This is a genomic window from Desulfonema magnum, assembly GCF_017377395.1.
Taxonomy (GTDB): domain Bacteria; phylum Desulfobacterota; class Desulfobacteria; order Desulfobacterales; family 4be13; genus Desulfonema_C; species Desulfonema_C magnum.
Genome location: NZ_CP061800.1, coordinates 1343911 through 1366483 on the forward strand (window position 1 = coordinate 1343911; position 22573 = coordinate 1366483).

Sequence of the window (22573 nt, forward strand, 5' to 3'; positions counted from 1 at the left end):
GAGTGTCTGGTATCAAAAAAGTTTCGTGAAAAACTAAAAATGATATTCCTCGGTGTTACCAAGATAATCGGATAATGTAATGCTTTTAAGCTTTACCTTGCCTTTAATTTTTTCCGGAACACGAAACCATGCGATGTATTCTCCAACGTCCCCTCTGTCCCTCAGAGAAGGGGATGAGGAACGCATCATATATCCGCTATGAGTGTATTCTCCGATTGTCACAGTAAAAGGAGCTGTTCTGACAAGGCCCGCTGCATCTCTTGCCCGAACCCTCAGTCTTACTTTTTCCCCGCCCCTGACCTTGCGCGGCAAAGCCCCCCAAAGAATAAATTCAGGAGCCTCTGTATCAGACAGAACTGTTTTTTCCAGCAGACTGACATTTCCCACTCGGTCGCGTGCCACAAAGCGCAGGAGATTTATGCCCTTGGAAATTGAAACTTGAAACTTGAAACTTGAAACTTGATGTCGGAGTTCCGAGTTCCGAGTTTCAAGTTCCGAGTTCCGAGTTTCAAGTTCCGAGTTCCGAGTTTCAAGTTCCGAGTTCCGAGTTTCAAGTTTCAAGTTTCGAGTTTCAAGTTTCCAGTTTCGAGTTTCAAGTTTCAAGTTTCCAGTTTCAAGTTTCCAGTTTCCAGTTCCGAGTTTCAAGTTTCCAGTTTCAAGTTCCAGGCTTACTGCCCCCTGAACTGTTCCGGATATGGATAATTTTTTTTTGATGGTGGCAGAAGGGATTTCATCGGTCAGGTGTATGACCGGTGCCTCGGTGTCCGTTTCAACGGTAAAACGGTCTTTCAGAACTTCCCCGGTTGCTGAGGAGACTTCAATGACAAATTCCTCTTTCTGTCCTGTGATCCGTAAATTCATTTGAAAACGGCCCTGGGCATCTGCCTGAGCCGTTGTGGAAAAATTATGAATCAGAGGATTCTTTCTGACATTCTCTGATTTCGGTCTGATTGTATCCGGCCGGTCTGAATTCCTGACAGTTACAAGCGCATGAGGATATGTTTTCCCGGCCAGCATGAACCATCCGGGATGCCTTGCCAGAAAATGGTTATGAGCGATCTGATGCAGCGAAGCATCAAATGTCAGATTAATTTTACTCCCTGAAACAAAAGTGACAGTACGTTTCAATTCAGAAATGTTTCCAGCCCGGTCAGCGGCTTTGACAATAATGCTGTTTTCTCCTTCGGATAATTCATATCGGAACCGGTATTTCCCTCCGTGAGTGACATCAGCCGGCTGATTCTGGATGGTCACTGCTGCCCCGTCTTCAACATTGCCAGATATTTCCAATGTGGTTTCTGAAAAAACTGCCCCGTCTTCGGGGGTGAGAATGACAAGAAACGGCGGAGTATCATCCTTTATGATGCGAAAGAATCTGGCTTTGCTGGGACGTCCCGGCAATTTATCCGGAGAAACCGCGCTGACTCGCCAATAAAATGTCCCGGCTCCCAGATGACCGGGAAACATTCCTTTAATGTGACTCACGGAACCTTCTGCGGTACAGCGAATCATTTCCTCCCAGATAATTTCTGAGAAGGATGCGTTATAGGATAATTCCAGCAGATAGCTTTCGGCCCCGTTTACTTTTTCCCAAGTCAGGGCTGTTCTGAGATCAAATCGTTCATCCCCGTCTGCTGGTTTAAGCAGCCCGGGGCTGGGGAGCAGTTCCTTTGGCGCGGATGGTTCCTGATTATGAGGAACCACAGATCCCTGGTTTTCCTTGAGTACCACTTTTTTTCCTTTGGCCTCAATTTCAAGTTTGCCCTTATCGTAGTTGGCAATCCGGGTCTCTTTTTTGCCGCGGCCCACCCTGAACTGTCTGGATTCGATATTCATTGCAATGCCTTCGATATCCAGATTAAATCGGCTGTCCTTTTTACCGCCCGAAAGCAGCGCGAACACATCGCCTTCAATCAGATTGACCTTTGTTTGCTGTGTGTCTTCGAGAGGATTCTCCCGCATTTTACGGATAAGTGCCTGAGCATTTTCTTTCAGTTGCAGGCGGCTGTCGTCCCGAAAAAGAATTTCCGCATAGGATGCGGACAAAGTCCGAACTTTTTCACCTTCCATAAGAATATCACGCCGAGAGACATCTTTCCACAGATTGTCGGAGGGCTTTCGACGTTGGACATTGCCCTGCTGATACTCCACCATTGCTTCGGCCTGCACATCCTGATTCTCAATGCTGATGTTCAGCGCCTTTTTTGCCTCTGCTGCCGAGGCTTTTGCCAATTTTGTGCATCGGGCCCATTCTCCGGCCGTTCGCTTTTCAAGGGCAGCGTCTCTGAGATCAATTGCCTTGGCAATGATGTCAGGGGCAAAGAGTTTCGCGCCGTTTCGGGTTGCCTGCCCAATTAAAATTTTTGAGTTTTTCAGTTCACTATGCGCCAGGGATATGGCTCTGACAGGAATATGAAGCATCATTCCGGGGTGAACCTTATCTGCTTCACTCCGGTTCAGGTCGTTGGCAAGGAGTACATCTTCCCACAGATCGGGATTCCCGAGGTATTTTTCGGATATATCCCGGATACTTTGATTTTTCTCTACTTTAATGGTGATTACTGCGCTGTCTTGGGCAGCATTTCCGAGCTGAACATTGGCAAAAAGAGCTATACCGCTATATTCCAAAATCACCAGAACCATGAAGCAAATCAATGTTTGTTTATGACAGATGATATTCATAGGAATACTTTATATAAAATAAGGAACGGGGGTTGCCATTCTTATTTCTGAAATAAGCTGAGGGGCGGTTTCCGGAAGCTTCCGGTGGTGCGGATAAAAATCCCAACTGTTTTGCATATTGATGATAACCATCCATTTTCATAAATTTTAATAATAGTTAAAAGGCTGTTATGTGTCAAGCTAAATTAGCTGAACTTCCCTCTTCCGAACTGCATTCCAGTTTGTTATAAAGGGGGAAAAATATCAGAATATCTCTTGATTTTATTTTACATTTTAATTATTATAATAATTCTGTATATATATTTTTTTTGAGAAATCACGATGTGAGGAGGTGAAATATGAAGCATATTGCATTTATTTTGTTTTCGTTATTTGTATTTACAATAGGATGCACTCAGGAATCGCAAAACAAATTAAGCCGGTCATTTCAAAATTGGACAGGAACAAACGGTGTTCTTGATGTTTATGCCGGTGATAAGATTATGAAGCGATTTATCAGAATTGATAAGCTTTCCACTGCTTACGGAACTTCTGAGGCGCAGACCCGGCCCTATCGCTATGGCTATGGGTATATTGATGAAAATTTAAACTATCAGGTGGATAAGGGAGAGAAAAAAGTATATTTTGAATTCAGTGATTATTCAACAAATTATATTTTTTATGAAAACCCGAGTTAGAGATTTGTCCATGGGCTGTTATTGGTGACACTCGATAATCAAGTTTTTTTGTCATTCCTGCGAAAGCAGGAATCCACAGCCCCGGAACCGTGATATTTTTTTATCAGACCTGCTTTTCGTAGGCTTTGGCGGGAGTTCAGCGTTCGGCCGGCCCAGTCGGGCTGTCGGACAGAATGACAGCCTGTCCGGGCCAGGCCGGACCAGAAAACTTGATTATCGAGTAACAGAACGAAATCCGCTATGCAAATCTCAGCAGCTCGAAATGTTTCCGGGTTGTTGCGGGACAGCTGAGAAACCCGGGTTTTTTCCCCGGATGAGGTGGCTTTTCCCGCCGGAAAAACCCGGGGTTCTCTGCCCGCCTTCGTTTGAATCTGTCAGCGGGTTTCGTTTAAATGGTCATTCAGAAATTTTGTACAACAAAGATTCACACCTTTTTTTCCATAACCAGCTTTGCAAAATGTTCAAAAGATCGGTCGTAGGTCCGCTCCGCGTCATCCGGAAAGCAACAACCGGGAAGTTGCCGGCTTTTCAGATGATAACTTATACACTCACAGCAAATTCCCTTACGTGAACAAGGTTCATAGCTACAGTTACATGACTCAAGATTCTGCTCTTTTTTGCATTCCATAACATTCTCCTAAATTTAATACTGATTCCAAGTGTTGCCCTGTTTGAGTGATATGAATTCAAACCGGAAACTTTCTTGATACACAACCATCGGAGTTCCGTCAATAGTTGTGTGTGACTTTGGGAGGATCGGATATCTGGCTGACGAGTATGCCGTTATCAGCTATTCTCAGAGGCTCCGGGATTTTTTTCATGATCTTTTTCTTATCAGTTTTGAAACTGTTTCTGATCTTTTTGAAACTGAGGATGATTTTCAGTCCTGCATCGAAGCTCTCACTGATGCACTGACAGACTTCACGCCGCTTAGGAGGGCGAAACTTGAATGATTTTCTGACAGCGGTCAGGAAACATTGGGGCGTTGAATCGGACAACCGGGTCGGAGACTTGAGTTTTCAGGAGGACAGGGTGAAAACCGGAAACGGAAATCAGGCTCAGGTCATGGGAAGTCTGCGTACATTGGCGATCAGAATATTTCGCAAAGCGGGAATTTCCAACTTTCAGGCCGCTGTCGAAAAATTCACTGACTGTACAGATAAATTCGAAGATATGCTTCACAAAATAAATTTCATATAAGAATGTCATCTCCGCCCCGGTTATTTACACCTCAGTTTTAAAATGAGTAATTTTTTAACTTTTTTAAATTGCAGCTTATATTTTTATGAGAAAGCCGTGCTGTGACATCAGTATCAGCATCGCTGCCGATATCAGTACAAATATCTTATTCATTTTTCATCCCCTCCTGTTTCGGAAGATGCCATCCGGATACCATACAGAGAAAAAAATTCCAAGTTTTTTTCAGAAGATATTGAAATCCGGCCTCCTTTATGTTATTTACATAAAAAATCGGCTGAAAAATCAGCAAAGGCTCCTTTGTCACCCGGACAGATCAGTGATAATATTCCGAAATCACAGAGAGACACTTACAACTCTCCGTTTTTGTTTGATATAAAATTAACAAAAGTTTGTTTTTATTAAACGAATGGTCAGTTTGAAAACATTGAAAATCAATTCAAAGAAGATGAGGAATATACGCTCACAGCTTGGTGGACATGGAAAAATATTAAAGAAATTCTGTTTAAGGCAATCTGTAAAGATAATCAGGAGATTCAAGAATTGTTGGACTATGCCTTGGACTTGTACATAAATCAACATGGCGAACTTACGCTATAAAGCCGTTTAACCAAGCTTTTTGCTTATTACTATTCTCCTTTTCTGAAAAAATGATTACATTTCATATAGATATCCCATTAGGCTCCATAAACCACATCCTGATAATATTCTTAAAATGTATATAATCAATGACATTCTAAATATTTTAGAACGGGAGAGCATGTTATGAAAGATATGATAACATATAAGGGGTATCATGGTTCCGTTCATTACAGCGATGAAGATCGTGTTTTTCACGGTAAGATCGAATTTATTCAAAATTTGGTCAGCTACGAAGGGGTAGATGTCGAGGGATTGCGTAAAGCTTTCAAGGAAGCCGTGGATGATTATTTGGAACTTTGCAAAGAGGAGGGAACAGAGCCGGAGCAACCATTCAAGGGGAGTTTTAATGTCAGAACCGGAAGCGATCTGCATCGTAAGGCTGTGTTATTTGCCAAGGAAAAGGAAATCAACCTCAATAAAGTAGTGACGGAAGCTCTGGAAAGATATTTGTCAACAGGATAATATAAATATCGGAAAATAACAGGAAGTGTCCTAACAAGGCTGTCGGAAATATCAGGGCGAGAAATTGTCCAATGCCTTGCCACTGACAACTGACGAGTAAATAATGAGGCAAATCAAATGACAGAAAAAATTCACTGGATAAAGACCCACTGTGCCAGAATGGATCATGGCGGCTGTGCCCTGCTGGTCGGTGTCAAAGACAACAAAATTGTTCAGGTCAAAGGAGACCCGGATGGTTATTTAAACAAAGGCTATGTGTGCCCAAAAGCACTGGCATCTCCGGATCGCCTTACTCATCCCTCCCGTCTCAGGCATCCTTTGAAAAGGAAGGGAAAACGCGGGGAGGGAAACTGGGAGAGAATATCGTGGCCTGAAGCCATTCAGACCATCTCTGAAAATCTCTCCAAAATCAGAGAAGGATACGGGGCAAAATCAGTGGCATTTTGCCAGGGAATGCCCAAAGGACTGGAACATTTTGTCCTGATCCGCCTGGCAAACCTTTTTGGTTCCCCCAATCTGGTTGCGGTTCAGGATGTCTGCCACGCGCCCCGTGAAGTCAGCGGAATGCACACCTGCGGGTTTTATCCTGTGGCGGATTTCCATCATCAGAGCAAGACAGTGATCTTATGGGGAAGCAATGTCACCGGAACCAATGAAGAAGGAGAGATATGCAGCCTGCTGTTAAATCAGATAAAACAGGGAACCGAACTGATTGTTGTGGATCCGAAAAAAACAGACCTTGCCAAAAAAGCCAAATTCTGGCTTCAGATAAAGCCCGGCACAGACAATGCCCTGGCTCTGGCCTTTCTGAACGTCATCATTGAAGAAGGGCTGTATGATAAGGCGTTTGTTGAAAATTGGACCCACGGTTTTGAAGAACTTGCAACCCATGTCAAAGATTACACACCGGAAAAGATGTCCCAGGCCACCTGGGTTCCCGCCGATCTTATCCGGGAGAGCGCGAGGTATTACGCTGCCTCCCATCCGGCAGCGATTCAGTGGGGAAATCCCATTGAGCAGAACATCAACACTTTTGATACATCCCGCGCGCTTGTCTGTCTCATGGCCATATGCGGAAACCTTGATGTTCCCGGAGGCAATATTCAGGCAAACGAACCCCGCATTCTCGGTCTCGGGCCCTTTGTAAGAGCAGATCTGATCCCTTCAAAACGAAAGGAAATGATTCACGCACACCATCACACCATTCCCAGATTTATGACGGTTCCTCCTGCTTTTTTCAAAAAAGCTGTGCTTGAGGGATTCCCCTATCCGGTGCGGGGAGCTTACATTCAATGTGCCAATCCCCTGATGGGTTACACAGAAAGCCCCAGCACCTTTGACGCATTAATGAGCCTTGATTTTTTTGCCGTGTCCGACATTTTTATGACTCCCACGGCCTCTCTTGCGGACATTGTATTGCCCGCGGCAACACATTTTGAATTCAATGATATTGGTCACTACGGCCTCGGACATGGGCATATTCTGGCCCGTCCCAAAGTGGTTGATCCGCCGGAAGAATGCTGGCCTGATATGAAAATACTAAATGAACTGGGAAAAAATCTCACTTCCGGGGAATACTGGCATGAAGATTACGAAGGCTTTCTGGACATGCTTCTGAAACCGGCCGGACTGAATTATGAGCAGTTTGTTGAACAGGGATATCTGAAGGGCGAAGACCGGTTCAAAAAATATGAGGCTTCAGGTTTTAAAACCCCCACAGGCAAAGCAGAATTACGTCTCAGCCGGGCTGAAAAATTCAATCTGTCTCCCCTGCCCCGATTTACCGGGCCTCCGGAGGCAGATGATCCTGAATATCCGCTGATACTTACCAGTTCCAAAGACCGGTATTATCTTCATTCGTCTTACAGATGGGTGGAAAAATTAAGAAAACACAGTCCCCGGCCTGTCACGGAAATTCATCCTGAAACAGCCGCTGAATACGGTGTCGCTGAAGGGGATGAATTGGTTATTGAAACCCGGTCCGGTTCCATCACCCAGTTTGCACATCTCACTGAAAAGATTCAGCCAGGGGTGGTTTTCGCGGCTTACGGATGGTGGTTTCCCGAAGGAAAAAGCGAAACTCAGTATGAATGGAAAAGTGCCAACTTTAATATGCTTACCTCTGTAAAAACATTGGGAAAAGAATTCGGCACACCCAATCTCAAAGGACTTTTGTGCAGGATCAGACGAAAAAAATGAAAAATCAGTAGGTCAAAAACTTTTTCCGGAGTGCAAAAATAGAGCGAAGCGGTTTTTTGCATCCTGTCGGAATCATCCGAATGAATGTCCGGTACAAAAAACCGCTTCGCTTTATTTTTGCACTCCGGCTTTCTGCAAAAAACCGCTTCGCTTTATTTTTGCACTCCGGCTTTCTGCAAAAAACCGCTTCGCTTTATTTTTGCACTCCGGCTTTCTGCAAAAAACCGCTTCGCTTTATTTTTGCACTCCGGCTTTCTGCAAAAAACCGCTTCGCTTTATTTTTGCACTCCGGCTTTCTGCAAAAAACCGCTTCGCTTTATTTTTGCACTCCGGCTTTCTGCAAAAAACCGCTTCGCTTAATTTTTGCACTCCGGCTTTCTGCAAAAAACCGCTTCGCTTAATTTTTGCACTCCGGCTTTCTGCAAAAAACCGCTTCGCTTAATTTTTGCACTCCGGCTTTCTGCAAAAAACCGCTTCGCTTTATTTTTGCACTCCGGCTTTCTGCAAAAAACCGCTTCGCTTAATTTTTGCACTCCGGCTTTCTGCAAAAAACCGCTTCGCTTTATTTTTGCACTCCGGCTTTCTGCAAAAAACCGCTTCGCTTAATTTTTGCACTCCGGCTTTCTGCAAAAAACCGCTTCGCTTAATTTTTGCACTCCGGCTTTCTGCAAAAAACCGCTTCGCTTTATTTTTGCACTCCGGCTTTCTGCAAAAAACCGCTTCGCTTAATTTTTGCACTCCGGCTTTCTGCAAAAAACCGCTTCGCTTAATTTTTGCACTCCGGCTTTCTGCAAAAAACCGCTTCGCTTAATTTTTGCACTCCGGCTTTCTGCAAAAAACCGCTTCGCTTAATTTTTGCACTCCGGCTTTATGAAAATTTTCCATCTGCTGAAAATGAACAACAAAGGGGGAAGATATGAAATTTGCTGGTACATGGCATATTGTTGAAATGGAAATGTGGGATGAAAGTTATTTTAATATGGAAGTACAGGCCTATATTAAAATCAATAAAAAGGGCAACGGAAATTTCCAGTTCGGATTAGTCACCGGATATATTGACGGTGAATTCATAAAAGAAGATGAAAAACTTGAATTCACATGGGAAGGCAATGATGAAATGGACACTGCTTCTGGCAGCGGCTGGGTTAAGATGAAAGAAAAAGATATTATTGAGGGGAAAATTAAATTTCATATGGGGGACCGTTCAATGTTTACAGCAAAACGTGCCAAATAGTTTTCCAAAAGACCTTCAAGGTTTTGAAAATCCCGCAGGTCTGATGTTCTTTTTTTGCCTTTTGCCGAACGGGGTTGCAACCCCATACGCACCAAGCTAAGGATATGACATTCTGATTTTATTGAAACTGACCGGGCGACGGCCGAAAGGCAAAACCTTTATTTTCGGGCGTTCCGGAATCATAAAAATCCTTAGCCTGATGCATATGGGTTGCCCCCCGTCCGGCAACGTCCTGCAAATCTGACATTCCCCGACCCAAGTAGGAAATTACTACCTCTGAATACTCTCTTTGCCCCATTGACGCAGCTTCCTGTTTTATGACATAACCTAAAAATCATTGGGAACTGGGATATCATCTCAAGATTAAAAGTAATAACCAAAAGCTCACGTTATCTCAGAAAAACAATTTCTCTGTGTTGTCTCCGCACGTTTTGAAGCACCCGCATTTTGACAAGTATTTTTTTACAGGAAAACTGAATCCTTTTTTTAATATCAGAATTCAGTGGCTCGGACATATTTTATAACATATTTTTACAATATCTGGAGATTTTGATTTCAAAGCTTTAAACCATTTAATTTCAATAGGTTACAGTTAAAAGTTCCTCTAATTTTCAAAAACCGTCCGAACCATTGAGAATTGAAACATTTAAAAATATCATGATGTAAGGGCGCGTTTCCATTTACCGGTCAGCGCTGTAAGTATCTGGTTTATAAAGATTCAGTTTTATAATCGTTTTAATCAAATCAGTTAAATCAGTTACTTACATAATATACCGGGAAAATGGGAATGCGCCCTAATTTAATTTATCTTCAGAATTGCTTTTTTGTAACTGCTTTATTTTAAATAATATTAAGACAAATCTTCATTTGAACGTGACAGATATGATATTTTTTTATTTACATAAAAATTAAATCATGTCATATTTAATCTTTTTTAAATTTATAATAATGGTGCATTTCAGAGGTTTGACCATGAAGAAAAAAGATAAGGAATATTTTAAAGCCCTTCTGATTAAACAGATGGAAGATCTGTTGGACCAGGCAGGAGATACTGTGTCGGGCATGACTGTTCAAAAAGAAAATTTTCCGGATCCTACAGACCGCGCTTCCCTTGAGTCGGATCGGAATTTTATGCTCAGGATAAGAGACAGAGAGCATAAACTCATTAAAAAAATTAAAAAAGCCCTTGCGCGCATTGAAGATGACACATTCGGGATTTGTGACAAATGCGGCGAAGACATCGGCATAGAACGGCTTAAAGCCAGACCTGTTACAACCCAGTGTATCGAGTGTAAAACCAAAGAGGAGGCTAAAGAGAGGGCCCTTGGCTTGTAATAAATCTGTAAGGATTGACCTTCATGTTCACTCCGATGCTTCGGATGGCACACTTTCTCCATCTGAAATACTTGTCATGGCTCAGAAATTTAAACTCGGGGCGATTGCCATCACAGATCATGATACGATTGCCGGTTCAAAAGAGGCCATTTCTATCGGAATTCCCCCTTCGATTAAGTTTTTAACCGGTATTGAGATAAGTGCGGCATCTCCCCCTTCTTATCCCTGTACCGGAAGCTTTCATATACTGGGCTATGGGATACGTCTGGATGATCCTGTTTTAAATCAGACCCTTGATGTTCTTCAGAAAGCGAGAAAAAACCGAAATCCCCAAATTATAGAACGTCTGAATCATCTGGGAATTTCTCTTTCTTTAAACGAGGTGCTGGAGAACTTCGGAGAAGGTCAGGTTGGCAGACCTCATATTGCCCGGGCAATGATAAAAAAAGGGATTGTCAAATCTGTCAATGAAGCATTTGACAGATATCTGGCGAACGGCAAACCCGCGTATGTTGATAAATATCGAATAGATTGCAGTCAGGCAATTGAGGTCATACTCGGAGCCGGGGGCGTTCCTGTTCTTGCCCATCCGATACTCCTGAACCCCCTTGACGGTAAGCCGCTTGAAGATCTGATCCGCATTTTAAAACCAATGGGACTTAAAGGAATTGAGGTCTATTATCCGGAACATTCGCCCGGTCATATCGTCCTTTATTCTGAAATTGCCAGCCGCTACGGCCTGCTGCTGACAGGAGGGACGGATTTTCACGGTGCTGTAAAGCCGGACATAAAAATGGGATCAGGCAGAGGGGATTTTTTTGTGCCATACGCCTTATATGAAAAATTAGTTTTATCAATTACCAGTGATCAGTAACCTTTGGCTACTGCTGGCTGCTGATAAGTATCTGTCCATAAATTTTCCAGCATTTTTCTGATCCGGAGTACCCAAGTTTTGTTTCAGCATTCCGGAAAAAATAGCGAAAAATTTTTGCCCGGGTATTTAACTGATAACTGATAACTGACAACTGACAACTGACAACATGGAGATTTCAGAATTAGAAGAAAAACTTCTATATAAATTTAAGAATAAATTTTTTTTGGATGAGGCGTGCCGCCACAGCTCTTATGTTAATGAACAAATTGCGACGGATCTGCGGGACAATGAGCGACTTGAATTTTTGGGCGATGCGGTTTTAAGCCTTGTTGTGGGACATCTTCTCATGCAGAATTATCCGGATCTGCCTGAGGGAGATCTGTCCAGAATGCGTGCCAGCCTGGTGAATGAATATCAATTGGCAAAAATCGCAAAAATGATTGACCTTGGTTCTTATGTAAAACTCGGCAAGGGAGAAATTCAGACAGACGGGCGGAAAAAAAAATCCATACTGGCCGATACCTTTGAAGCCGTTATCGCGGCTGTCTATTTGGACGGCGGTTTTGACGCGGCATTCAAATTTATTAAAAATCATTTCTCAACACTGCTTCCTTCTATCGGGACCTCGGCTTCAAATTATGATTACAAAAGCCAACTTCAGGAAATTGTTCAGGTCTCTCAGAGAGTGACACCTTTTTACAAAGTGATACAGGAAAGCGGACCTGATCATGATAAGACTTTTATTGTGCAAATAAATGTGGGTGAGTTTTCTATTAAAGGTGTTGGGAAAAGTAAAAAAATGGCGGAACAAGATGCCGCAAGAAGAGCGATTGAGACTCTGGAACTGGAATAACGTATGAAACCATCTGAGAAACCGTTTGTCATTCCTGTTTTTATCCCTCATGTGGGATGTCCTCATCAGTGCATTTTCTGCAACCAGACAGCGGTAACCAACGTGAAACGGGAGATTATTTCTCCGGAACATCTCCGCTTATTAATCAACGGATTTCTGAATTACAAGGGAGCGCACAGGAAAACAGTTCAAATCGCATTCTATGGTGGAAATTTTCTGGGAATCAACAGAAAAGATATGGAAATGCTGCTTCAGGAAGCTGCCTGGTTTGTACACGAGGGAAAGGCTGACAGCATCCGATTTTCAACCCGCCCGGATACCATAAATGATAAACGTCTTGATATGATAAAAGATTTTCCCGTTGCCACCATTGAAATCGGGGCCCAGTCCATGGATAACCAGGTCCTGAGAATGGCGCACCGCGGCCACACAGCAACGGATACAGAAAAAGCAGCTTATCTGCTAAGAGAACGAAATTACGAACTCGGCATACAGATGATGACCGGCCTGCCAGGAGATGATGAAACCAAGACCCTTGACACTGCTCGCGGCATTGCCGGACTTTCGCCTGATTTTGTAAGAATTTATCCCACGCTGGTTCTTGAAAAAAGTATGCTCGCCCAATTGTACAACAGCGGGAAATATTCCCCTATGTCCCTTGAGGAATGTGTCACCCTTGTGAAAAAGATTTACCTCTTATTCAGGGAAAAAAAGATTCCGGTCATACGCATGGGACTTCAGGTATCAGAGGACCTTGAAAAAGGAGCGAAAATTCTGGCAGGACCTTATCATCCTGCTTTCGGACACCTTGTTCACTCAGAAATATTTCTCGACATGGCTGTCTCATCAATATCAGACTTGGGAAATGGTCCGTATGAAGCGATTTCCATAAAAGTGCATCCGCGAAATATTTCCGAAATGAGAGGATTGAAAAATAAAAACATTGAAATCCTTAAAAACAGATTTCAGGTAAACACCATAGACATTGTTCCTGATGCCTCAGTTTCAGAAAAAGCGTTACATCTTGCACAGTGCCGGTGAATTCAAATTTCAAGTTTCAAAAAAAGGATACCCCATGAAAGGCATCATACTTGCAGGCGGATCAGGCACACGGCTTTATCCCATTACCCGGGTGGTCAGCAAACAACTGCTTCCGGTTTATGACAAACCCATGGTATTCTATCCGCTTTCTGTGCTGATGCTGGCAGGAATACAGGAAATTCTTGTTATTTCAACACCGCATGATCTCCCGCTTTTCAAAAAACTTTTGGGGGACGGCTCACAATGGGGAATTTCTTTTGAGTACGCGGAACAGCCCCGTCCCGAAGGACTTGCCCAGGCATTTATTATCGGACGGGAGTTTGTCGGAAATGGTGATGTCTGTCTGATACTGGGAGATAATATATTCTATGGTTACGGCCTTACCGGACAACTGAATCAGGCAAAAACAGAGAACAGGGGCGCGACCGTTTTCGGATACTGGGTAAAAGACCCTCAGCGTTACGGAGTTGTGAGTTTTGATGAATCAGGCAATGCTGCCGACATCGAAGAAAAACCTGAAAACCCCAAATCCAACTATGCAGTAACGGGTTTGTATTTTTATGACAATCAGGTTCTTGATATTGCAGCGGCGCTGAAGCCTTCGTCAAGGGGAGAGCTTGAAATTACTGATGTCAATACAGTCTATCTGAAGATGGGAAAACTCCGGGTGGAAAGACTTGGCAGAGGCATTGCCTGGCTTGATACCGGAACGCATGAAACACTGATGCAGGCATCTGCTTTTATTGAGGCCATTGAAAACAGGCAGGGACTTAAAGTCGCGTGCATTGAAGAGATTGCTTATCGAAAAGGCTATATTGACGCGGCCCGGGTGGAAAATCTGGCCCAGCCTTTTTTACAAAACAGTTACGGACAGTATCTTATCAACATGATTCATCATCAGTATTAAACTCGTTCTCAGGCAGAGCCTGGAACGAGAATATGTTTGCAATTTGTTGTTTCCACAGTTATTCCTACCTTCCGTTTTTATAAACTAACACCATGTGCAACTTTTTTTTAACTGAAGAAAATAACGGACAGATGAATGCCACAAAGGCACAAAGGCACAAAGGCACAAAGGCACACAAATCGCCTTCGTGAGCCTTTGTGCCTTTGTGCCTTTGTGGCATTATTTGTGGCATATAGCGTAAACTAACACCATGAATATTATTACAACATCAATTGAAGGCATCCTTGTCATCGAGCCTAAGGTTTTTAAGGATAACCGGGGCTTTTTCATGGAAACCTATCAGCAGCACAGATATTCCGAGTTCGGTATAAATCACACTTTTGTTCAGGATAATCTGTCCTTTTCCGCGCGGGGAACGCTGAGAGGACTGCATTTTCAGGTCACACGGCCCCAGGCAAAACTTGTCCAGGCGATTACTGGTGAGATATTTGATGTGGCGGTTGACATCCGGCCCGGTTCGCCCACATTCGGAAAATGGACAGGCATTCATCTGTCAGAGCAGAACAAACGGCAGTTGTTCATACCGGAGGGATTTGCTCATGGTTTCTGCGTACTCAGTGAGATCGCCCATTTTTTATATAAATGCTCGGATGTTTATCAGCCTGATGATGAAGGAGGTATTTTATGGTCTGATCCTGATATTGGTATTGACTGGCCCGTAAAAAACCCGGTCATTTCAGATAAGGATAGGAAATATCCGCATCTTTCTGACCTGCTTCCTGAACAACTTTTTTCCCCGGAGGACTAAGATGAAAATTCTTGTAACCGGATCCGAAGGACAACTTGGGTGGGAACTTTCAAGGCAGGGAGATCGCTTTGATTTTGAAATTATCGGAGCGGACCTTCCTGAAACAGATATCACTGATATCGCTCAGGTTGAAAACACACTTTCAAACACTTGCCCCGCTCTTGTGATTAACGCAGCGGCCTATACTGCGGTTGACAGGGCTGAAACAGAGCAAACGCTTGCCTTTGCAGTGAACAGGGACGGCCCGGCCAATCTTGCCGCATCCTGTGCAAAAATGAATATTCCCCTGATCCATATTTCAACGGATTTTGTTTTTGACGGAAAAAAAGGAACCCCATATTCTGAAACAGATCCTGTTTCCCCTCTGAGCGTCTATGGTAAAAGCAAAGCCGCAGGAGAAGACGCGGTAAGGTCTCAGACAGAGGCACATATCATATTGCGAACCGCGTGGCTTTATGGCGCGCACGGTCAGAATTTTGTAAAAACCATGCTCAGGCTTGGGAAAGAAAAAGAGGTCATCAGGGTGGTGGCGGACCAGTACGGTTCTCCGACCAGCGCGGCAAACTTGGCGGATGCTGCTTTAAGTATTGCCAGAGGGGTTCTGAAAGATGCCGGAAAAATTGCCCCGTCATGGGGAACTTACCATTATTGCGGCAAAGGCGTGACCTCCTGGCACGGTTTTACAGAAATGATATTTGAACTGGCAAAACCATATGGGGAAATTCAGACAACCCGTGTGGAACCCGTTACCACTGCCGAATATCCCACAGCGGCAAAAAGACCGCCTTTCTCCGCCCTTGACTGCGGACGGATTCAAAAAAATTTCGGAATAACCACCAGGCCTTGGCAAAAAAGTTTGAAAATTATAATTGATCGTATCATGTTGAATACAGAGCAATAAGTTAGCCATGCGGGGCGGACAAATCGCTTTCAACGGTGTGTCCGGCCTGAGTTCTTCGCGCGTTGTCCACCCTGCCAGTTTCTTTTTTTTACCGGACGGGGTTGGCAAACCCATATACATCAGGCTAAGGTTGCCGGTTGCTGCTTGTTCTCTCTTTCCCTACAAGGATTTTATATAAGAAGAGGGATTCATAAGAAACGCTCATAAAAAAGCCGGGTTTTTCACCCCCGGTCATGAAAATATGCGGTGGGAACAGACAAAAAAACCCGGCTTTTCCGAATGTATTTTCATGGTAAAAGGGTTAAATCCCATTTCTTATATAAATTGGACTTTGGACAAAATATCAACCCAAAATGAAAATGTTATATATCACACTGATTTAATAACATAAAACATTAACTATTTAAAATATTATTTATCATTCTATTATATTGATATTTTTGTTAATTATTTATTTGGGAGTTTGAACAACTGCTGATTTTCCCAAACTCCCGAATAAATATATTTCAATAAAATCAGAACATTATATCTAAATACAGAAAAATAGCTATAACCATTTGATATTATTTGCATTTAATGACAATTAAAAATAATGTAATTATTTTAGACAATTGTTTTAAAGCAAATTTGTTTGTCCAAAGTCCAAATATAAAATCCTTGTAGAGAAAATATAATATGTTATTCTTTAGTAAGCTTACTCACATATTTAATCCTGAATGATTTTTTCCCAGGATTTTCAATCTGGGTCATATAAACAGAATCCGACCCCCGGTGGTCTCCGGGGCCGAAGGATATTTTCATTCCTCCGACATCATACCCGGCCATTGCTTCCAGCTTTTTTCTGAGGCTTTCGGAACTGACAGAATCGCCAGCATCCGCTATGGCCTTATGTATAATTTTTGCCGCAATGTAACCCTCAAGACTGACAAAACCATAATTATCTCCCATGGCTTCCTGATATTCTCTGATAATGGGAATACCTGAATTCCAGGGATCCGGAACAACTTGGCTGATAAATACATTTTTTACATTATCTTCCAAAGTTTCCGCCAGCCTTTTACTGCCGACAAAAGAAATATTTATAAAAACAGCGTCAAAATTCAATTTCTTCCAGAGATTTATTGCCGCGGCACAGGGTCGGTAAGCCCCCACCAGAATGACCGCTTCAATATTTTTATTTCCTGATATCTTTCTCGCATCCCGACCCACTGCAATGGTATTTCTTTTATAATTCGGCACAGCATTCCAAAAAGCATCCCATTTTTGTTTCAAAGCGCGAGGTTTGGGGATATCAGGAACCCGCGGTATAATTTCCATGTTTCCGATTTTTTCAACCGCTTTGACAGTGCCTTTTACCCCGGCCAGTCCGAAAGCGTCTCTTTGAACAAACAATGCTATTTTGGTGATACCCAGGTCTTCCTTTAAATGTTTTACCATATTTTCAATTTCCGCGTCATAACTTGCTCTGAAACTGAAGGCATAAGGGCTGACCGCGTGATTGCTTAAAAAATCCGCACCGGTAAATGCGCCAAAAAAAATCGTTTTTTTCGCCATTGCCAGAGGAACCGCGGCTTTGGAAGTCGGCGTTCCCACATAGCCAAACAATGCTGTAACACCGTTCTTCAAAAATTTGTTGGTATTTTCAATACATTTTGCAGGCTCATATTTATCATCCAGAAGCTTTAGCGTGATCTCACTGTCATTTTTATCAAAATAAGCCTTTGCCCCCCGGTTCATTTCCAATCCCAGAAAAGAGGTGGGGCCGGATATTGCACATGATTGCCCTAAAATTACCTGAGCATGCGCTGCTCCCTGAAAAAAGAGCGCAGTTGCAAGCAACACCGCCACAATCAAATCATTTAATTTTTTTTGCATCATATACTTGAGTTTTCGAAAAATAGTTCTTTGACAAATGAATGTTTTGGCATGCTTTTTGCTTTAAGCTGCCGAATCCGTCTCTTCCGCATCGAATTAATTTAGTTTAATCAGATCGTTACGAACCTTTCGTTTTCTGAAAATGTTTTTCTTTTCAACCTCGGGCCATTTTTTGACAAACTCCTCATCATTCTGAATTTTTTCTATGAAAGCCTTCGGATTCTCATACTGTTCACGACGGACTGCTGAAGGAATCGTTGATGAATCCTTTGACAATTCTCCGGCAGTGCTTTGCTCATAGTTTCCGAGACGGAGGAGGAAGACACATGGAATTTTCATTGTGACCTCGGTAATTTGTCATATCCGAACAGAGCGGTTCTCTGACCCGGATGTGCTTCTCATTCACATCAAGGTGACAGCAGTTTCCGGCATTTCTTCCCCGGGTGACTGACAACCGTAAAACTGACAAATCCGAATTATAAGCACCCATACAGGAATTTTTTAATCTTTTTCAGAAATCGCATCCTTAATTTTCAGGCTGTCAGCGACTCGGAAAGATTAAAAAATTCCTGAGCGGATACTTATCAGACTGTTGGAAGATTTTGCCGATAAGAATTGCCTGACTCAGATAAAATTAAAAGTAATATTTTTTATCATATTTGCCAGTCAGAATCCAGTATTATTTTTTATCAGACTATTTTGAAAAGTTAAACAACCGACGCAAATATCATGCCATACACTTAAAAAAATGGTAAGCTATTTTTTGAAAACTCAAGTACATGGCACTGGTTCCGTTCAATGGGATTTTTCAGGGAAATTTATCGAATTTGTTTGAAAAAACAGCAGTTTGGCCGACTTTTGGTCTGTTCATATAACCATCTGTTTTTACGAGCTTTCCCATTGAACGGAACCAGTGCCATGTACATGGGTTCATAAAAAAAAAGCTGATTATAACGGATTTAGGGGAGGCTCCCTTATTGCATTGACAGGCCCTTCACCCTTGTTGTAAAATATAATAACTTATTTTTAAGGAGGAATTTCCGATGGATAAAAAAAGACATCAGAACCGGCTCCCCGGCGAAATAGGACAATCTGCCTCCCCTTTTCGAGGGAAACCCGGGATGTGACAGCCGGATATCCTCTTCAGTTCATCGAACGGAATGACAGGTTTTTTGTCCAAACCAGATCATCGAGTTTCATAACATTTCAGTCGTGATCGTATCGCTTTGACTGCTTGGCAGCACGAGATTTAAAACCAAAGGAGGCTGATGATGAACCCTTCTCGTTTTCTGTTTATTGTTTTTGTTTTTATGCTGGTTGCAGGATGCAGATCATTTGTCCCGTTTACTTATGAACAGGGCAAAGAATTTAAAAATTATTTGCCAAACATACAGTTTTATATCAGCCAGCAAATATTGCTTCAGCGGGGTGTTGAATCTGAAGAAAAAATTATCACAAGTGACAGCCGTAAGATTCGTGTTGAAAAGAACAGAAAAATTATGGAAATTAAGATTCCGAAACACACCCCCGGGATATGCCGCAAAACAGACGGGGATGAATTGAATAAATTGTACATTCAGTTTGAACCCCCTTCTGAGAATAAAGAAAGATTAATACCTTTTAATAAAATATCAAAATATGATCCTGTCACAGATGATCCGGGTGCGTATATGTATCAGTTCAAAGACAGGGAAATTATCTATGAAGGAAAAAAATACACGGTTTTATTTTCTCAAAAAAAAACCCGCGTCAGCAAAGGTGACACTGATATTTATGCTAATAAAACCGATGAAACCACTCAGAATCATTATTTTATAAAAATCCTTTATCCGTTGTTAATCATTGACCCTGTTGAACACAGTAGTCGTTTTGAGAAAGAGAGGCGGACAGTTTCGGGAGTAAAAATTCAAACCCGGAAAGATCGCGAGGAACAAGGCATTTTTAGCAATTTTTTTAAGAAGTTATCCGAATACCTTTTTGGGGGAAAGTAAAAAATCTCATTTTATACTTGCTTTTTTTTTTCCATACAGACTATATTAACATTTAAATTAATGAGTTGCTTTTTTTATAAATGACTTTTTTTATGATGAATTTTCATAAGGTTGTCAAAAATCATATTGCTTCCGTTCATATCATCATATCGTTATTTCTGTTTCTGATCATGGCGGGGACACTTTTCTCCTGCGGTATCGGCATCCGTACCAGATCGCTATTAGGAGGAAAATTACATTTCACAGTCAATATTTCTGAAAAAGCAAATAGAAACAGCCCCATAGCTCTGGATTTGGTTTTCATTTACGATGAGAAACTTCTGGAAAAACTCCTTGAAATGCCTGCAAAAGAATGGTTTGAAAAACGGGAACAAATTAAACGGGATAATCCTGAAGGGATCAGCTTGGACTGCTGGAGCTGGGAATGGGTCCCCGGACAGAACATCCCGGTTCAGGAATTACCTCTCAAAGCAGCAGCGGAGGGGTCGCTGATTTTTGCTGATTATTTAACTCCCGGGGCCCATCGGAACCGAGTTGATCCTTTTAAAGACATAACAGTTCGTCTTTTAGAAGAGGATTTCTATGTTGAAAATTGAATAACTTCTTTGACAATTGAAAATAAGTTATAAAAAATGTCTCCCCCCCTTTGTTAATTCCTAACCTTTTATTATGCAACACTGAGAAACAAAATGTCCAATGGAACAATATAACGATAAGATAATATTAGGCGACAGTCTGCAAGTATTAAAAAAAGTCAGAGATAATTCGGTTGATCTGGTCATTACGTCCCCACCGTATTTTCAACAAAGAGATTATGGAAACGGAAATTCGGGTATTGGAAACGAAAGCACGGAAAAAGAATATTTGGACAATCTCTTAGCCGTATTTTTTGAAAGTGTCAGAGTGACCAAGACAACAGGAACGATAGTCTATAATATCGGCGACAAATATTCACAAGGCGGGCTACGTCTGATTCCGTACCGGTTTGCCATAAAAGCGACAGAGAGCCAAAAAGTTTTTCTTGTCAATGACATAAAATGGATAAAACTCAACCCGACACCCCGGCAGGACAAACGTAAATTGATACAGTCAACCGAACCTTTTTTTGTCTTTGCAAAATCAAAAGAATATCATTTTGATCTGAGCAACTATCTGAAGCATCTTGATGATCTGAACAGAAGCCGGAACAGCAGACCTTCGGATAAGTTGGGTAAAAAATATTTCGAACTGATTGACGAATCTGATTTGTCTGAGAATGAAAAAAAGAATGCGAGGAGAGAACTGAGGAGAGCCATCGAAGCGGTTCATGCGGGTGAGATCAGCAGTTTTAGAATGAAAATAAGGGGAATACACAAACTCGCTTACGGCGGACAGGCAGGGGGAAGAAATAACCAGATTGTCAATAACGGTTTTACAATTATAAGGATAAAAGGAGACAGGCTGAAAAGAGATGTTATTGAAAGCCCTGTGGAAATCACCAAGGACAACAGACATCCGGCAGTTTATCCGCTTTACATTGTTCAGGAACTGATTCGCCTGCTCTCAAAGCCGGGTGATATTGTTTTGGATCCTTTCAATGGAAGCGGAACAACCAGCTTGGCAGCTAAAAATCTTGACAGACATTATATCGGCATAGACATAAATCCCGAATATGTGGAACTGGCAAATAATCGCTTGAAAAAAAGTAATTATCAGCAAGAACTGTTTATATGAAAGTGTCAGGTGTTAAGTGTTAAGTGTTAGGAAAAACTTCAAAACTTTCATACTTCGTTGTGACCGTCAGGACATGGCCGTTTATATGAAAGTGTTAGGTGTTAAGTGTTAAATGTTAGGAAAAACTATAAACTTTCATCATTCGTTGTGTCCGCAGGACATGGGAGTTTATATGAATGAGAAAGAGATATTGGAACAGGCATACATGGAAGCTCGTAAAATAGTATCCGAAAACAGATGGGAGGAATTTGATGCGGTTATCCGAAGGGACGTGGATTTTCTGATAGAGAAAATCGAAGGAAACAAATCCATAGTTTCTGCATTGGCAACAAGTCTGGTCAAAAAAATATCAGACCCTGGTCAGGATATCCGTTTGCATCGGACGGATTTTAAAAATGGCTATTCAGCACGAGTTTTGGACACCAAGTTTACAACTCCGTTTTTCAAAAATTACTTTCCCAAATATGCGAATAAAGAAAGCGCATTTTTGACCTTGGCAACCAGGGAACGAATCAGATGGAATGGCAATGAAGGTAAGAAGTTAAAAATACGAAACAAAAAACTCAAAGAAAGTTTTCTGAATATTTTTGAACAGGTTGAAGTTGGGAATGCTGATCCGAAGGAATATCTCCGCTATCTTTTTTCTAAGTTAAAAGAACTTTCAAGCAGAGATGACCTGATTTTTCAATCAGCAAGGGAACAAATCACGAATTTGGGGATTTTAAATATTAATCTGATAATTGAAATGCTGAAAAAGCATTTTACTGAAAAATTAAGTTCACGTTTGCCTGTCATAGCAATTTATTCTATTTATGAAATACTCATTCCTAATTCAAAAAGATACGAAAATAAAAAATTGTTACCTTTGCAAGTTCATACATCTTCCGACAAACATGGATTCGGAGATATCGAAATTTACGGTGATAACGATGAGCCATTTGAAGTTGTTGAAATAAAACATAATATTCCTATTGACAAGTATCTGATATTCGATATTGTCAAAAAAACTGAACACACTAAAATTAATCGTTATTATATCCTGACTACATTCCATATTGATAAATGGATTGAGATTTTAAGAGAATATAAAATCAATGTTGCCTGACCCGCCATTGATGAGGACAAAAAAACTCCGTTTCAGTCCGCTTTTTTTTACCGCTTAATTTGCTCATTAATTAGCAA

The 22573-nt window shown here is 41.8% G+C and carries 23 protein-coding genes; 19 read left to right on the forward strand and 4 right to left on the reverse strand.

Annotated features, from left to right (window positions below; translation table 11 throughout):
• Positions 1-33: 33 nt before the first annotated feature.
• Positions 34-2682: a FecR domain-containing protein gene (locus dnm_RS05320; protein WP_207681659.1), complete on the reverse strand. Its 2649-nt coding sequence runs from the start codon at positions 2680-2682 to the stop codon at positions 34-36.
• Positions 2683-3020: 338 nt separating this feature from the next.
• Between dnm_RS05320 and dnm_RS05325 the strand changes: the two genes are divergently transcribed.
• Positions 3021-3359: a hypothetical protein gene (locus dnm_RS05325; RefSeq protein WP_207681660.1), complete on the forward strand. Its 339-nt coding sequence runs from the start codon at positions 3021-3023 to the stop codon at positions 3357-3359.
• Positions 3360-3783: 424 nt separating this feature from the next.
• Here dnm_RS05325 and dnm_RS05330 read toward each other — a convergent pair whose 3' ends face one another.
• Positions 3784-3987 carry a DUF6485 family protein gene (locus dnm_RS05330; protein ID WP_207681661.1) on the reverse strand — a complete coding sequence of 68 codons (204 nt, stop codon included), beginning with the start codon at positions 3985-3987 and terminating at the stop codon, positions 3784-3786.
• A 109-nt stretch (positions 3988-4096) separates the two neighbouring features.
• Here dnm_RS05330 and dnm_RS05335 point away from each other — a divergent pair, with 109 nt between their 5' ends.
• The 14 genes from dnm_RS05335 to rfbD all read left to right on the forward strand — a co-directional run bounded on the left by dnm_RS05335 (position 4097) and on the right by rfbD (position 15812).
• Entirely contained in the window at positions 4097-4312 is a 216-nt protein-coding gene (locus dnm_RS05335) for a hypothetical protein (RefSeq protein ID WP_207681662.1), read from the forward strand.
• Positions 4305-4559, forward strand: coding sequence for a hypothetical protein (locus tag dnm_RS05340; protein ID WP_207681663.1), 255 nt, complete (start codon positions 4305-4307; stop codon positions 4557-4559). Before dnm_RS05335 ends, dnm_RS05340 begins: the two co-directional genes overlap by 8 nt.
• Before the next feature lie 762 nt (positions 4560-5321).
• Positions 5322-5660 (forward strand): type II toxin-antitoxin system HicB family antitoxin, encoded by a 339-nt coding sequence (locus dnm_RS05345; RefSeq protein ID WP_207681664.1) that lies wholly within the window; start codon positions 5322-5324, stop codon positions 5658-5660.
• 117 nt (positions 5661-5777) lie between these two features.
• Positions 5778-7859 (forward strand): molybdopterin-containing oxidoreductase family protein, encoded by a 2082-nt coding sequence (locus dnm_RS05350; RefSeq protein ID WP_207681665.1) that lies wholly within the window; start codon positions 5778-5780, stop codon positions 7857-7859.
• An 80-nt stretch (positions 7860-7939) separates the two neighbouring features.
• Positions 7940-8260: a hypothetical protein gene (locus dnm_RS05355; protein ID WP_207681666.1), complete on the forward strand. Its 321-nt coding sequence runs from the start codon at positions 7940-7942 to the stop codon at positions 8258-8260.
• Between the two features lie 44 nt (positions 8261-8304).
• Positions 8305-8670 (forward strand): hypothetical protein, encoded by a 366-nt coding sequence (locus dnm_RS05360; protein ID WP_207681667.1) that lies wholly within the window; start codon positions 8305-8307, stop codon positions 8668-8670.
• A gap of 105 nt (positions 8671-8775) precedes the next feature.
• Positions 8776-9093, forward strand: a complete 318-nt coding sequence (locus dnm_RS05365; RefSeq protein WP_207681668.1) for a hypothetical protein — start codon at positions 8776-8778, stop codon at positions 9091-9093.
• A gap of 972 nt (positions 9094-10065) precedes the next feature.
• Positions 10066-10428, forward strand: a complete 363-nt coding sequence (gene dksA / locus dnm_RS05370) for an RNA polymerase-binding protein DksA (protein WP_207681669.1) — start codon at positions 10066-10068, stop codon at positions 10426-10428.
• Positions 10418-11302, forward strand: a complete 885-nt coding sequence (locus dnm_RS05375) for a PHP domain-containing protein (protein ID WP_207681670.1) — start codon at positions 10418-10420, stop codon at positions 11300-11302. Before dksA ends, dnm_RS05375 begins: the two co-directional genes overlap by 11 nt.
• A 166-nt stretch (positions 11303-11468) precedes the next feature.
• Positions 11469-12155 carry a ribonuclease III gene (rnc, locus tag dnm_RS05380; protein WP_207681671.1) on the forward strand — a complete coding sequence of 229 codons (687 nt, stop codon included), beginning with the start codon at positions 11469-11471 and terminating at the stop codon, positions 12153-12155.
• Between the two features lie 3 nt (positions 12156-12158).
• A complete protein-coding gene (locus tag dnm_RS05385; protein ID WP_207681672.1) occupies positions 12159-13196 on the forward strand; it encodes an elongator complex protein 3 in 1038 nt (345 codons plus the stop codon).
• Positions 13197-13230: 34 nt separating this feature from the next.
• Complete coding sequence (gene rfbA, locus dnm_RS05390) at positions 13231-14103, forward strand: glucose-1-phosphate thymidylyltransferase RfbA (protein ID WP_207681673.1); 873 nt, start codon at positions 13231-13233, stop codon at positions 14101-14103.
• Positions 14104-14353: 250 nt separating this feature from the next.
• Positions 14354-14911: a dTDP-4-dehydrorhamnose 3,5-epimerase gene (gene rfbC / locus dnm_RS05395; RefSeq protein ID WP_207681674.1), complete on the forward strand. Its 558-nt coding sequence runs from the start codon at positions 14354-14356 to the stop codon at positions 14909-14911.
• 1 nt (position 14912) lies between these two features.
• Complete coding sequence (gene rfbD, locus dnm_RS05400; RefSeq protein ID WP_207681675.1) at positions 14913-15812, forward strand: dTDP-4-dehydrorhamnose reductase; 900 nt, start codon at positions 14913-14915, stop codon at positions 15810-15812.
• Positions 15813-16490: 678 nt separating this feature from the next.
• Here the strand turns inward: rfbD and dnm_RS05405 are convergent.
• Complete coding sequence (locus dnm_RS05405; RefSeq protein WP_207681676.1) at positions 16491-17690, reverse strand: ABC transporter substrate-binding protein; 1200 nt, start codon at positions 17688-17690, stop codon at positions 16491-16493.
• Positions 17691-17783: 93 nt separating this feature from the next.
• Entirely contained in the window at positions 17784-18026 is a 243-nt protein-coding gene (locus dnm_RS05410; RefSeq protein ID WP_207681677.1) for a hypothetical protein, read from the reverse strand.
• A 929-nt stretch (positions 18027-18955) separates the two neighbouring features.
• Between dnm_RS05410 and dnm_RS05415 the strand changes: the two genes are divergently transcribed.
• From dnm_RS05415 to dnm_RS05430, 4 genes are all read left to right on the forward strand, one after another.
• Complete coding sequence (locus dnm_RS05415) at positions 18956-19678, forward strand: hypothetical protein (RefSeq protein WP_207681678.1); 723 nt, start codon at positions 18956-18958, stop codon at positions 19676-19678.
• Between the two features lie 92 nt (positions 19679-19770).
• A complete protein-coding gene (locus dnm_RS05420; RefSeq protein ID WP_207681679.1) occupies positions 19771-20274 on the forward strand; it encodes a hypothetical protein in 504 nt (167 codons plus the stop codon).
• 100 nt (positions 20275-20374) lie between these two features.
• Positions 20375-21391: a DNA-methyltransferase gene (locus dnm_RS05425; RefSeq protein WP_207681680.1), complete on the forward strand. Its 1017-nt coding sequence runs from the start codon at positions 20375-20377 to the stop codon at positions 21389-21391.
• Between the two features lie 172 nt (positions 21392-21563).
• A complete protein-coding gene (locus dnm_RS05430) occupies positions 21564-22496 on the forward strand; it encodes a hypothetical protein (RefSeq protein ID WP_207681681.1) in 933 nt (310 codons plus the stop codon).
• Positions 22497-22573 lie beyond the last annotated feature (77 nt).